Source organism: Arsukibacterium sp. UBA5043, from assembly GCA_002415085.1.
Taxonomy (GTDB): Bacteria; Pseudomonadota; Gammaproteobacteria; order Enterobacterales; family Alteromonadaceae; genus Alishewanella.
Genome location: DIBV01000013.1, coordinates 182,429 through 195,170, shown reverse-complemented (window position 1 = coordinate 195,170; position 12,742 = coordinate 182,429). Strand labels below are relative to the sequence as shown.

Annotated in this window: 9 protein-coding genes; 1 reads left to right on the top strand and 8 read right to left on the bottom strand. The window is 52.7% G+C overall.

Annotated features, from left to right (window positions below; genetic code table 11):
• Window positions 1-205: 205 nt before the first annotated feature.
• The 4 genes from B2Q61_RS12380 to B2Q61_RS12365 all read right to left on the bottom strand — a co-directional run bounded on the left by B2Q61_RS12380 (window position 206) and on the right by B2Q61_RS12365 (window position 5,937).
• Entirely contained in the window at window positions 206-1,456 is a 1,251-nt protein-coding gene (locus B2Q61_RS12380) for a mechanosensitive ion channel family protein (RefSeq protein ID WP_290620526.1), read from the bottom strand.
• A gap of 111 nt (window positions 1,457-1,567) precedes the next feature.
• Entirely contained in the window at window positions 1,568-2,335 is a 768-nt protein-coding gene (locus B2Q61_RS12375; protein WP_290620528.1) for a phosphoadenylyl-sulfate reductase, read from the bottom strand.
• Window positions 2,336-2,407: 72 nt separating this feature from the next.
• Window positions 2,408-4,126 carry an assimilatory sulfite reductase (NADPH) hemoprotein subunit gene (gene cysI / locus B2Q61_RS12370; protein WP_290620530.1) on the bottom strand — a complete coding sequence of 573 codons (1,719 nt, stop codon included), beginning with the start codon at window positions 4,124-4,126 and terminating at the stop codon, window positions 2,408-2,410.
• A complete protein-coding gene (locus B2Q61_RS12365) occupies window positions 4,126-5,937 on the bottom strand; it encodes an assimilatory sulfite reductase (NADPH) flavoprotein subunit (protein ID WP_290620532.1) in 1,812 nt (603 codons plus the stop codon). The genes cysI and B2Q61_RS12365 overlap by 1 nt, the downstream gene beginning before the upstream one ends.
• A gap of 321 nt (window positions 5,938-6,258) precedes the next feature.
• Between B2Q61_RS12365 and B2Q61_RS12360 the strand changes: the two genes are divergently transcribed.
• Window positions 6,259-7,065, top strand: coding sequence for a DUF2884 family protein (locus tag B2Q61_RS12360; protein ID WP_290620534.1), 807 nt, complete (start codon window positions 6,259-6,261; stop codon window positions 7,063-7,065).
• A 69-nt stretch (window positions 7,066-7,134) separates the two neighbouring features.
• On the opposite strand, the gene B2Q61_RS12355 is transcribed toward B2Q61_RS12360, so the two are convergent.
• From B2Q61_RS12355 to B2Q61_RS12340, 4 genes are read right to left on the bottom strand one after another with little or no spacing between them, the layout of a single operon-like run.
• Window positions 7,135-8,106 carry an L-threonylcarbamoyladenylate synthase gene (locus tag B2Q61_RS12355; RefSeq protein ID WP_290620536.1) on the bottom strand — a complete coding sequence of 324 codons (972 nt, stop codon included), beginning with the start codon at window positions 8,104-8,106 and terminating at the stop codon, window positions 7,135-7,137.
• Window positions 8,103-8,897, bottom strand: a complete 795-nt coding sequence (locus B2Q61_RS12350) for a DUF6671 family protein (protein WP_290620537.1) — start codon at window positions 8,895-8,897, stop codon at window positions 8,103-8,105. Before B2Q61_RS12350 ends, B2Q61_RS12355 begins: the two co-directional genes overlap by 4 nt.
• Window positions 8,894-11,314, bottom strand: coding sequence for a DUF2309 domain-containing protein (locus B2Q61_RS12345; RefSeq protein WP_290620539.1), 2,421 nt, complete (start codon window positions 11,312-11,314; stop codon window positions 8,894-8,896). Before B2Q61_RS12345 ends, B2Q61_RS12350 begins: the two co-directional genes overlap by 4 nt.
• Window positions 11,311-12,681: an NADH-quinone oxidoreductase subunit L gene (locus B2Q61_RS12340; protein WP_290620541.1), complete on the bottom strand. Its 1,371-nt coding sequence runs from the start codon at window positions 12,679-12,681 to the stop codon at window positions 11,311-11,313. The genes B2Q61_RS12345 and B2Q61_RS12340 overlap by 4 nt, the downstream gene beginning before the upstream one ends.
• Between the last annotated feature and the right edge of the window lie 61 nt (window positions 12,682-12,742).

Here is a 12,742-nt window from a genome sequence, read left to right as displayed (position 1 = left end):
ATAACGGCTATCTTAGCCAGTCATCATAAGTTTTTAAAACGAATTAAATTAATCACTCTAATCGTTTTTATAAATTAAAAGCTTAAAGCGTTACTAATATTTGTGGTTAGCGCTTAGATTACCTGACAGCACAGCCCTGTAGATGAGGACAAGGCGCTGAATTCTCAAGCGCCTTGTCCTATTAACCATTCATTTAAGCCAGCTATCAGTCGTCCTGACGGCTCAGCTGAATAGCCCGGATATCCATGCCGCTTGGGTGTTGATAAACCCGCAGGCCAAATTCCGGCAAAATGGCCAGTAAGTGATCGAAGATATCAGACTGAATACCTTCATATGCCAGCCAGGCCGTGGTATTGGTAAAGCAGTAGATTTCCAGCGGCAGGCCGTCGGCGCCGGGCGCCAGCTGACGGGCCATTAGCGTCATGTGCTGATGCACCCCGGGGTGGCTGGCCAGATAGCGCTGCACGTAAGCGCGAAAAGTCCCTATGTTGGTAATACGCCGGGTATTAACCGGCTCCTGGCCTCGTTCAGCCAGCTCACTGTTCCAGCTATCAATTTCCTTTTGTTTTTCAGAGAGATAATCCTGCAGCAAACTGAAGCGGGTTAAATGCTTACGCTCGTCTGCATCCAGAAAATGGACGCTTTGCTGATCCAGCATCAGGCTGCGCTTAATCCGCCGCCCGCCCGATTGCTGCATACCCCGCCAGTTTTTAAAGGCATCGGTCATAAAACGCCGGGTGGGGATAGTGGTGATGGTTTTATCCCAGTTCTGTACTTTTACCGTATGCAGTGCAATATCAATCACGTCGCCGTCGGCATTCAGCTGCGGCATTTCCACCCAGTCACCGACCCGGATCACATCATTGGAGGATATCTGCACGCTGGCCACCAACGATAAAATGGTATCCTGAAAAATCAGCATTAATACGGCGGCCATCGCACCAAGGCCGGATAACAGAATAAGCGGCGAGCGGTCTACCAGCGCGGCAATCATTAAAATAAGGGCGATAGTAAACACCACTATTTTTAATACCTGCACATAGCCCTTAATTGGCTTGGTCTTAGCATCAGGGCCCTGTTCATAAATGGCATTAATCAGGGTCAGGATATTGGCTATCGCCAGGGCAATGGTCAGTACCACAAAGGCATTGCAGACATTGACTACAATGGTGCTGACAGTTTCAGACACGCCGTCGATTAAGGTAATACCTTTGGAAATGATCAGCGCCGGTACAATATTGGCCAGCCTGGCGATAAAAGCAGAATGCTGAATAACCTGATGCTGGCCATAAACACTGGCCCGCAACGCGCGGAAAATACCACGGATCAGCACTTTTTTAACAATGAAATTGCTTAGCCAGGCAACCAGTAGCAGCAAGCCGAGACTGAGCCATAGTCTGGTTTCAGGGTGCTGCTCCAGCCAGCTCTGGAACGCACTAAAGTCAAATTCCCACATGTATCAACCCATTCCCTGTTTGACGTGATTAACGAGAGACACTGCCGGTGCAGCAGTAATGTCAGCTGGCGTTATTATGCCCCGTTAAACCAGTTTTGCAACCCGCAACAATCAGATGCCGTCGCCATCCATATGCAGGCCACACTCGCGGCCAAAGCCGTTAAAGCGGGTGTCTTCTTCGCTCATGCCCGGCTCAAACTTCACAGTGGAATGGGTGTCACCCACCGACAAATAACCTTGCTCCCATAACGGGTGGTACGGCAGGTTATGCTGTTTTAAGTAGTAGAAGACGTCTTTATTGCTCCAGTCGATAATTGGCTGAATTTTAACCACGCCACGACTGATTTCGACAATATCTTTATCCGCCCGGGTACTGCTCTGACTGCGGCGCAAGCCGGTAAACCAGCTACCCACTTGCAGTTCGCGCAGTGCCCGTTGCATTGGCTCGACTTTATTCAGCTGATTGTAGTGTTTGGTTCCTTCGGCGGTCAGCCACTGCTCACCATAGCGCGCCAGCTGCCAGTTGGCCGATAAGGCAGCGCGGTATACCTGTAAATTCAGACCCAGCTGTCCGGTTAACTGATCAATAAACTGATAGGTTTCCGGAAATAAATAGCCGGTATCGGTCAGCACCACCGGGATATCCGGCCGCTGTACGGTCACCAGATGCAACATCACCGCCGCCTGGATGCCAAAGCTGGAACTGAGCATAGGCTGCTCCGGCAGGTTGCTAAGCGCCCAGCGCACCCGCTCACTGGCGCTCAGCGGGCTTAGCAGATGATTAATCTCTGCCAGCCAGGCCTGCTGGGTTGCGCTGTCCTGTTGCAGTATCTGCCGGTAATCGGTCGTTATACTGTCAATCATGCGGTTTGCTACCATTGATATTCCTGCAATTTTGTTCTGCAATCTCATTCTGCAATAGTTAAATCAGTTAGCTGTTTGCCGTTTTGTTCAGGCATGAAAGTCGGTCTTCGACACTTTCACTTCTGCCACCACGCCGCTGCGAATCACAAAATCACCAAAGCATTCGCCATTGTTTCGCTCTTTCGCCCAGCGGCCGATTAACTTATCCAGCTCGCTGAGAATTTGCGTTTCACCGACATTATCTAAATACAGCTTTGGAATGCGGGTGCCGATTTTATTGCCACCCAGATAGACGTTGTATTTGCCCGGTGCCCGGCCCACTAAGCCTACTTCGGCCAGCATGGCACGGCCACAGCCATTCGGGCAGCCGGTTACCCGCAGCACAATATGGTCGTCATCAACCTGATGTTTACACAGCAAGGCTTCTACTTTCGTTACCAGTTCAGGTAAGTAACGCTCGGCTTCTGCCATTGCCAGCGGACAGGTGGGAAAAGAAACACAGGCCATTGAATTTTTGCGCTGCTCACTATGGTCATCATCAATTAAGCCATGGTCGCGGGCCAGTTGCTCAATTAACGCTTTTTGCTCTGGCGGCACTCCGGCAACAATCAGGTTCTGATTGGCGGTCATCCGGAAATCCCCCTGATGCACACTGGCGATGGCTGCCAGACCGGTTTTCAGCGGTTTACCCGGAAAATCCAGCACCCGGCCATTTTCAATAAATAAGGTTAAATGGTGTTTACCATCAATGCCCGCTACCCAGCCAAAGCGATCGCCGCGCGTGGTAAATTCAAACGGTTTGGCTGGCGCAAAAGGTACGCCTACCCGCTGTTCCACTTCGGCTTTAAAGGTATCTACGCCAATCCGGTCGATGGTGTATTTGGTTTTGGCATTTTTGCGGTTAACCCTGTCGCCATAATCGCGCTGCACCGTAACCACATGCTCAGCAACCTTTAACGTATGCTCCAGACTGATAAAGCCCAGTACTTCAGCTTTACGCGGGTAGGTAGAGTTATCGCCGAAGGTCATCGCCAGCCCGCCGCCGACCAGCACATTAAAACCAGTCAGCTTGCCGTTCTCGGCAATAGCAACAAAGTTCAGATCATTGGCATGCACATCAATGTCGTTATGTGGTGGGATCACCACCGTGGTTTTAAACTTACGTGGCAAGTAGTTCTCGCCCAGCACCGGCTCGGTTTCGGTAGTTTCGACTTTTTCTTCATCCAGCCAGATTTCCGCATAGGCGCGGGTTTTCGGCAGTAAGTGCTCGCTTATCTTCACCGCCCACTGATAGGCCTGCTGATGCAGCTCTGATTCCACCGGGTTAGAGGTACACAGCACATTGCGGTTAACATCGCCGGCAGTAGCAATCGAGTCGATACCGATGCTGTTTAAAAACTGATGCATTGGTTTAATATGCGGTTTTAACACCCCATGAAACTGAAAGGTCTGACGGGTGGTTAAGCGGATACTGCCATACAGGGTCTTATCAGCGGCGAACTGATCGATTGCCAGCCACTGCTTTGGCGTAATAATGCCACCTGGCATCCGCGCCCGCAGCATCACATTGTGCAGCGGTTCCAGCTTCTGCGCTGCCCGTTCCGCCCGGATATCGCGGTCATCCTGCTGATACATGCCATGAAAACGCACCAGCATAAAGTTATCGCCGGTAAAGCCACCGGTGATTTCATCGCTTAAATCCTGCTCGATGGTGCCGCGCAGCTGTTTACTTTCGGCCTTTAACCGCTCGTTGTCAGATAATTTGCCGCTGACCTGCAGCTCGGGTTTAATCGGATATTGGCTCATTAGTACACATCCTTCTGGTAACGCTTGGCTACCCGTAATTCATCTAAATATTGCTGGGCCTGTTCGGCGTTTTTGCCACCCTGTTGCTGCACTATCTCGAGCAGCGCCTGATGGACGTCTTTCGCCATCCGGTTAGCATCACCACAAATATAGACATGGGCACCCTGTTCCAGCCACTGGAATACTTCAGCGGCGTGTTTTAATAACTTATGCTGCACATAAACTTTTTCTGCACTGTCGCGGCTGAATGCCACATCCAGCTTACTCAGCAACCCTTGCTTTAAATAACCCTGCAGCTCAGTCTGATATAAGAAGTCCTGGGTAAAATGTGGATTGCCAAAAAACAGCCAGTTTTTGCCAGTCGCGCCGCGGGCATCACGCTCCTGCAAAAAGGCGCGGAACGGGGCAATACCGGTACCGGGGCCAACCATAATAACAGGCGTGTCGTCATCGGCCGGTAAGCGGAAATTGTTATTCTGCTCAACAAATACCCGCACCTTATCGCCCTCGGCCAGGCGTTCGGCCAGATAACCCGAAGCACCGCCATAATGCGGCTGACCAAAGGCATCGTAACGCACCACAGCCACGGTTAAGTGCACTTCGTCCTCGACTTCCGCCTGGGAGGAGGCGATAGAGTATAATCGTGGCTGCTGTTTGCGCAGGGCATCGACTAACTGCTGGGCATTGATGGCAGTTGTGGTTACCGGGTAATCACGGACGATATCGATAATCTGGCGTAACGCCAGATAAGAGCGTAAAGCGGTTTTATCAGCGGCCAGTTGCTGCAACGCAGCATTGCCAGTGGCAGCAGCATATTTCTCGACAAACGCCGGGTAAGACTGGGTTAACTCCAGCTGGCCGGTCAGGGCCTCAGCCAGGCTTACACTCTGATTTGCCAGATTTACCTGCGCCGCACCTTCCAGGCCGGTCAGGCTTAGCAATTCTGCCACTATGACCGGGTCGTTTTCAAAATACACGCCCAGCGCATCGCCCGGCAAATAGGTTAAGCCAGAGCCTTCCAGTGAAATTTCAATATGGCGGACATCTTTGGCTGAGTCGCGGCCGGTAATTTTCTGATTAGTGTATAACTCAGCGGCAAAGGGCTGCTGCTTGTTGTACTGGCTTGCCGCTGCTGCTGGCGCCTGACCTGGCCAGTTAATCACCTGGGCTGACGGTGCACTGGCAAACTCCGGCTCTACCACACTGATTAACGCATTATTCCAGCTGGTGGCAGCGGCGTCGTAATCTACATCCAGATCAGCCCTCGCTTGCAAGCGCTGGCCACCCAATTCGGCCAGCCGCTCATCAAAATCGGCAGCCGTTTTACAGAAAAACTCGTAGCTGGTATCACCCAGCCCCAGCACGGCAAACTTCAGCTGCGGTACTTGCGGTGCTTTTTTGCTGAATAAAAAGTTATAAAAACTGACCGCATTCTCCGGTGGCTCACCCTCACCATACGTCGAGGTAACAATAATCAGATACTGCTCATTTTTCAGCTGAGTGCTTTTATAATCGGCTAAATCCACCACCTTGGCGGCAATGTTCTTCGCCTTGGCCAGACTGGCCAGTGCTGCTGCCACATGGCGGGCATTCCCGGTTTGCGAGCCATACACTATGGTCAGCGTTGCACTGCTTGCGGTTGCTGTGGCAGGCGCTACAGCCTGACCGCCCGCAAGTTGGGCACTGGCCGCCAGATAACCACTGACCCAGGCTTGCTGAATCGGGCTCAGCTGACTGACCAGCCCCTGTAATTGCTGCACCTGCTGCTCTGACAACGGACTGGCCTGCGCCACTAATGAAGATAAAAGCATAAAAACACCTGTATAAACTTTATAACTTCATTTTAGCCGTCCAAACGTATGCCGGTAAAAGAATGGATCTCTCTGCGTTATTCCAAATAGTAATTAAAAGCACATTTACCGACCAGAAACGGCCAGGTTATAGCGCTGTCTGTGTTGCTCTGCCAAGCGCTGGTGGCTGAGAATTTCGCTAAAAAATAGCCAAAAACGCTAACCCGCAAAATCTTTGGAGCGTGCAATTAAAATTTAATTCATGATAAACAATAACTTAAAAACTGGCATTAGCCTTGCCTTATCAGGTTGTCATTAAGAACCACAACAAGGATCACGATTATGAAAAGCTCACTTTTAGCCAGTGCCGTTGTACTTAGCAGCCTCAGCCTGAATGCCATGGCACATCAGAATAACCACTGTAATATTGAATTTGACAAAGATTTAGTGATTAACCGCAGCAGCGTGCAGTTGCAGGATGATGGCGCCACGCTGTGGCAGATCAGCAATGATGGTCAGTTAACCCTGAATGGCAAAGCGGTAACCGTCAATAATGATACCCGTTTGCTGCTGCGCGACTATCAGGCAGGTATTCGCAGCCAGACCGTTGCAACGGTAGCACTGGTGGAAGATGCGCTTATTATGGCCAGCGAAGCCCTGACCACCGTGGTTAGCGAGCTGAGTGGTAAAACACTGGACGAATATCCGGCGATGCAACAGGCGTTAGCTAAAATCAGTGACGCTGCCAACCAGGTTGTGGTGCAGGACGGGGATAATACCTACCTGTATGGCAGCCGGCTAGAAAACATTGATCAGGCATTCGGTCCCGAGTTTGAGCAGGCGATTGAAGAAGCCGTCAGCCAGTCTATGGGCAGTATTATGATGCTGGTAGGTAAAGCGATGACCAGCGGAGAGGGCAGCTTTAAGCAGCGGATGGAAGCCTTTGGCCAGAAAATGGAAAAATTTGGTGAAAATCTGGAAGCGAAGATGGACATCAAAGCCGCTGCCTTAGAACAGCGTGGCGAAGCCATCTGCGCCCAGGTTACCAAACTGGACACCCTGGAAACGCGGATCCAGCAGCAAATACCCGCGATGCAACAATACGATTTATTTAAAAACGGCGACAGCACAGTAAGCATTAGCCGCTAACCTGGTAACTCCCAACCACAACCTTTAGCGCAGGGGCTTTGCCTGCGCTTTTTTTATGCTGCCTCGCTATCACAAGTTACAACTTGCCCGTTTTAACCGGTCATGTACTGCATGCCAGTTATCATGTTCTGGTGGTAATTCACACCAGATAACTTCTGCTGCTGACTGATCAGCGCTAAATAACGTCTGATACAGCTGCCGTCCAAAACTTACCGGCTCTGCCGGCATAGCAAAGGAGGTGACCAGCCGATTAACCGCAATATCACTGTAATGCAGTAATGCGACCGGTTGTTGCAGCCCGGCCAGTTTTAACCTGAGCTCGGCAGTGGGGTAACAGTACAATATGTTATCCGGCTGATAATGGGCGTCGACATTACCTGGTACTGCAATATTGTGTTGCCGGGGCTGCGCCACACTTTCGCCCAGCACCGCCGCAATCTGGGCACCAGTGATGGGGCCAGCCCGGACGATAACCGGCTTATCCCCGGTCAGGTCAACAATGGTTGACTCCAACCCATACTGACAATCGCCGCCATCCAGCACCGCGGGTATTTTACCTTCCATGCCCGCCAGTACCTGACGAGCTGAGGTTGGGCTCAGCTTTTTATAGGGATTGGCAGAGGGCGCAGCCACACTTAGCTGGTACTGCTGCAGCAAGCCAAGCAACGCCGGATGTGACGGCATTCGTAAGCCAATGGTGTCTAAGCCGCCGGTGACCACTGAACTGACATGATCGGCCTTATGCAGCAATAAAGTAAGCGGGCCGGGCCAGAAGGCTTCTGCCAGCGCAAATGCGCTGTTACTGACATTTTTTGCCCACTGGCCGATAGCCGCTATATCCGGCACATGCACAATCAACGGATGATTGGCCGGTCGCCCTTTGGCGGCAAAGATAGCCCTGACAGCATCAGGGTTGGATGCATCTGCGGCCAGACCATAGACTGTCTCTGTCGGCACGGCGACCAACCGGCCATTTTGCAGTAAATCAGCACATAGCGTAATGTCAGCAGCGGACTCTGCGTTAAGTAATAACGTATTCAAGGGTTACATTCCTGACAATATTGTTGACTGGCGTGACGGGCAGCGACCGGCTCTGTTGCAGTATATCCGCAGCGCTGACAAACTGCCTGGCGCGCGCTGGTCAGACTGGTGGCAACGCCGCAGGCTTCGCATGGCAAACCCGGCAGAGCCTTATCCGGCCAGAAGCCGGGAGTAGCACATTGCGGGCATACACACTGTAAACGCCGGGCTAAATCGTCAGCGGCCTGTTGAATGTGTAAGCGCCGCTGCGGACTGAGATGGGCACGTAAATCATAGCTGAGCGTCACTTCACAGCGGGATAACCGCAGCAACGCCAGATTGTGCGCCTGCGCCGCTGTCAGGGCTTTTTTCAGATAATCACCCTGCTGCAGCACCAGATGCTGGTTGGGTTCAACATCAGCCAGCGCCCGCTGCAGCGACTCAGCATCAGCCAGCAGCCATTGCTGCGCCAGTGAGGGCCCGTAAAAGCGGCCGGTTACCGCCCAGCCTGCTGCCACATTGACACAACAGATCAGCTCCAGATTATAAGTACCAATGCCAAAAGGGCCGACAGAGAAGCTGCCTTCGCTGCCGATGCCGATATTCAGTCCGGATAAGTCAGCGGCCAGCGCGGCTTTTCGAAAGGCACATTCCTGCGCTGTCATAAAACGGGACTGGCCGCCGGCAAAACTACCGAGGGTATCGGTATCAAAACTGGCAATTTCAGTCAGCTGCCAGCCAAACTGACTGAGAGCCGGCGCAATCAGCCGAGCTTTATCATGCCGGGTCAACACAGCAACTGCTTGCTTCATACTGTCACCTGTTGCCAGCGGGCTTGCTGCCACTGATGCAGGGTACCGTCGGAGTCCAGCTGATAGAGCCAGAGCCACTGATTGTTTACCAGAGCCGCCACGTCGTCCGAACGCTTTATAACGTCGGCAATAGCCTGTTGCGGTGCCGCAATAATCACACTCAGACGAACCGGCTGATGACGCAGCCGGGTGCCATCATGCACCGATTGCCAGCTTAAACCAGTACGTAAATCACCGCCATTGCCTTCAAACACGCCGATATGACCGGCCACAACATTGTGCAGCAATTTATTACCACTGCCATATTTATCAGGTGCCACCACTGAGGCGTAATATTGCATATTGATCCAGTTAGTGACGACCATAGGCGCGGTCATAATGGTATGCAGCAGGCTGAAATCCGCATCGTGCTCAGCATTGTAATCATGTAAAAAGCAACGCCCCTGTAAATTCAGCGTTTTAGTCAGGGTACGCGGCGCCACGATAAAAGCAGCATTGTTGGCCAGCCCCCACTCCGGCCGAAGCTGGGCCCAGTCGCGACTGCGCAGCTTAAAAAACCAGCGTAGCGCCGAAGCTTGCGCCGGGGCTTCAGCAAACTGGCTGGCCCGTTGCTCTCTGGCCTTTTTGCCGGCCTCTGCTAACCAGTGCAGCCAGTCAGCCTCAACCGGGGGCTGAAACACTTGTAATGTGTCGGTTGTGGTCTGATGCATTGCGGCATAGAAACGGGTATCTGCCGGGATTGCCAGGTCGTGCCGGCATGCAAGCTCAGCGCGCACCTCGCTGTTATTAAGAATTTGCGCTAACACCTTAACATTGACCTCACCGGTCTGGCCGCCACAGGCACCACAATCAAGCGCCGCTGCCTGCGGGTTATTGCAGGTCTCACTGCCATGTCCCACCAGTAGCACTGTTGCTGCCAGTGTGCCGCCAAGGCCCATCGCCGGCAAAATCGCTGCTGCCAGTTGTGCTTGCTCAGCAACACTGAGTGGCTGCTGATCCTTGCTCAGTTGCCATTGGCCGTCGTCCAGATAGCGGTTCATGGCGTGAGGAGCTTTGGTACGGAAAAACGCCCGCTTTAGCAAACTGAGTAGCTTAGTGGCACCGGCAGCTTCCACCATACCCAGGCTGGATGAGGCCAGGTCAAAGCTTTGTTTCCAGCCCAATGCGGGCTGGCGCGGCAACGTGGTTTTTTCCGGCCGGATTTGACTGACTTGCAGCACCGGCGCCAGCAGTCCGGGCAACTGCGGTCTGCTTAGCTTACTGTCAGCAGCTTTATAGGCAATAGGCAGGCCGAAAAAGCCGGCAAATCCCAGGGTTTGGATACCTGCATTCTGCTGTTCCAGCACCCGGCGCATCGGCTCTGAACGGACATCAATACAAAAGGCAGCCTGCAGCACCGGCCTGGCTGGCGTTGCAACAGGTTGTCTGGCAGCCTGTTGCAGTTGCCCGAACAATGGCAGCTGCACGCTGAACTCCAGAGCCCGTTGCCAGACCTGGCGGATAGTCAGCTGGGTTTGAGTGCTTAGCAGCATGGCTGAATATTGCCTGCTCTGCTGCTTTAACGCAGTAATAATATGATCATGTGCGGCATTGTGACGCTTGCTGTGCTGCCACAATACCCAGTCCCAGCCCAGCAGCATATACAGTAACTGACAGACGGCATTGTGACTCTGCTGCTTGTTCAGCTGCTGTTGCCAGTCGAGCCATGCCTGCCAGCCCGCCCAGCCAGAGAGGCTTTGCAGCAGATTTTCTAAATAGGCCAGCTTTGCCTGCTCGTCTGCACACCAGCTCTCCAGCCAGCACTCCAGCTGCTGTAAAAGTGCAGAGGGCTCTACTGGCAACGTTGCAAACAGCGTAGTTAAATTAATCCCACTCAGTACCTGTAACCCTTTATCCTGGCGGACAACACTAAGCCAGCTTTGATAGCTATGCTGATTGCTTGCTGCCGCAACGCTGAACCGCTCCGGATACTGATAATACAAGCCCATAAACTGGCTGAGTTGCTGCTGTATCAGCTGCGGCCAGGGCAATGCAGACTGGCGGTGCGTTTGTTCTGACAACAGTTGCGCCAGCGATTGCCAGTGGCGTAAATCATCTGGCTGCGACAAGACCGCTACCGCTTCATCAACTGTTATTTGCAGCTCTGCTTCGTGCAATGCCTGCTGCAAATGCGCCGGTTGTATTTGTTGCTGCCACTGAGCCAGATACCAGTCAGCGGTCATCAGACAACTGGTCCCCGCCAACAGCTGTTGTTCAGCGCACACGTCAGCAAAATGATGTTGGCGTTTCGGCCACCAGGGATTGACGGCTATCATCTGATCCAGTGGCCAGGCAGGGGCTATCTGGCTGGCTGCCTGCTCAACCAGTGACTGTAGCTTGCTGCCGGTTTGCTGCGCTAACATACTGACTGCATTCATTTCAGGCACTCCGCTTGTGACAGCTTGCTGGCTTTGGCAGCCGTTTTATTATGATAGGGCCAGATTTTTAACGTGACCCGGGTGGCCCACTCATCAAGATAACCGCCGGCGTTTAGCCAGATAAACACCCGATTAACGGCGCGGTGCCGGCTGTGATAGCGCAGCAGCACAGCCATAACAAACAGACCGGCGAAAACCAGGCTGGTAAAAATATCTGCCAGCATCGATAACACGCCGGTAGTGGGCGCAATGTTCTGCAACAGATACTTACCAATACAATACAGCGCCAGCAACCCAACGCCATAAGCCACGGCCAGTATTAGCCGCAGTGGCCGGCGGCTGTCAGCCCGCGTTAACGAGGGCATTAGCAACACGGTAACGGCCAGCACCAGCAATACGGCACTGCTCAGACTGGCAAGCGGCACTATCTGATGCGCCGGCCATACCAGCAATGATGCTGCCAGCAGCGCAATTAGCCAGTGTCTGGTATCCGGTTCGGTTTGTTCAGCCAGCTGAGCCGCCAGATAATGATTGACTGCATTGCCGCTGTGCAGGAAGGCATAAGCCTTGTAACAGGAGTGCGCTAACAGGTGCAGTAACGCCAGCGTATAAAGGCCCAGCGCAATTTCTACCAGCATCAGCCCCATCTGCGCGATCGTCGACCATGCCAGCCGCACTTTTATACTGATCCGGGTCGTCATAATCAGCGCCGCCAATACAGTACTGATTAACGCAGTAACCAGCAGCAACACGGCTGCAGGCGGGCTCAGCTTTAGCAACGGCGAAAATATCAGCAGTAAAATACCGCCCAGGTTAATGATCCCGGCATGCAGCAGCGCTGATACCGGCGTAGGGGCTTCCACTACCTGGATCAGCCAGCCATGCAGTGGTAACTGCGCACATTTAATTAATGCCACCAGCACCAGCAGCACAGTAGCGACATGACCGACCAGGCTAAGGCTGGCTTGCTGCCCACTGGCCTGACTGATAAGGCTGCTGATATCAGCCGTCCCAAACTCGACATACAACAGGATAAACGCCACTGCCAGCAGTATTTCACCGGCGCGGGCACTTAATGCTTTTTTATGGGCAGCTAACTGGGCACGGGGACGCTCGGGATAAAATAATAACAGCTGCTGCAAACTCAGACTAATCCAGCACCAGCCTAGCCAGAACAACAGCAGGTGGTTACTTAACAGGGTAAAAATCGTGGCTGTCAGCGTCAGGGCTAAGGCCCGCATAAACCGCAGTTTGTCCGGTTCACCGGCTAATGCTGTTGCGCTGTAACGCCAGATCACCACAGCCAGCAGCGCTACCAGCGCCAGTAAAACCAGCTTTAAGGACGAGATAGCCAGTAACGAATTCATCGCTCACCTTTTGGTTTAAATTAACTGGCGCTATTGTCCACAGTGAATTAGCATTAGTAAA

What these genes read in the sequence shown, in the direction of transcription:
- B2Q61_RS12380 (WP_290620526.1), bottom strand. Translation starts at nt 1,456, where the DNA reads ATGTGGGAATTTGACTTTAGTGCGTTCCAGAGCTGGCTGGAGCAGCAC.
- B2Q61_RS12375 (WP_290620528.1), bottom strand. Translation starts at nt 2,335, where the DNA reads ATGGTAGCAAACCGCATGATTGACAGTATAACGACCGATTACCGGCAG.
- cysI (WP_290620530.1), bottom strand. Translation starts at nt 4,126, where the DNA reads ATGAGCCAATATCCGATTAAACCCGAGCTGCAGGTCAGCGGCAAATTA.
- B2Q61_RS12365 (WP_290620532.1), bottom strand. Translation starts at nt 5,937, where the DNA reads ATGCTTTTATCTTCATTAGTGGCGCAGGCCAGTCCGTTGTCAGAGCAG.
- B2Q61_RS12360 (WP_290620534.1), top strand. Translation starts at nt 6,259, where the DNA reads ATGAAAAGCTCACTTTTAGCCAGTGCCGTTGTACTTAGCAGCCTCAGC.
- B2Q61_RS12350 (WP_290620537.1), bottom strand. Translation starts at nt 8,897, where the DNA reads ATGAAGCAAGCAGTTGCTGTGTTGACCCGGCATGATAAAGCTCGGCTG.
- B2Q61_RS12345 (WP_290620539.1), bottom strand. Translation starts at nt 11,314, where the DNA reads ATGAATGCAGTCAGTATGTTAGCGCAGCAAACCGGCAGCAAGCTACAG.
- B2Q61_RS12340 (WP_290620541.1), bottom strand. Translation starts at nt 12,681, where the DNA reads ATGAATTCGTTACTGGCTATCTCGTCCTTAAAGCTGGTTTTACTGGCG.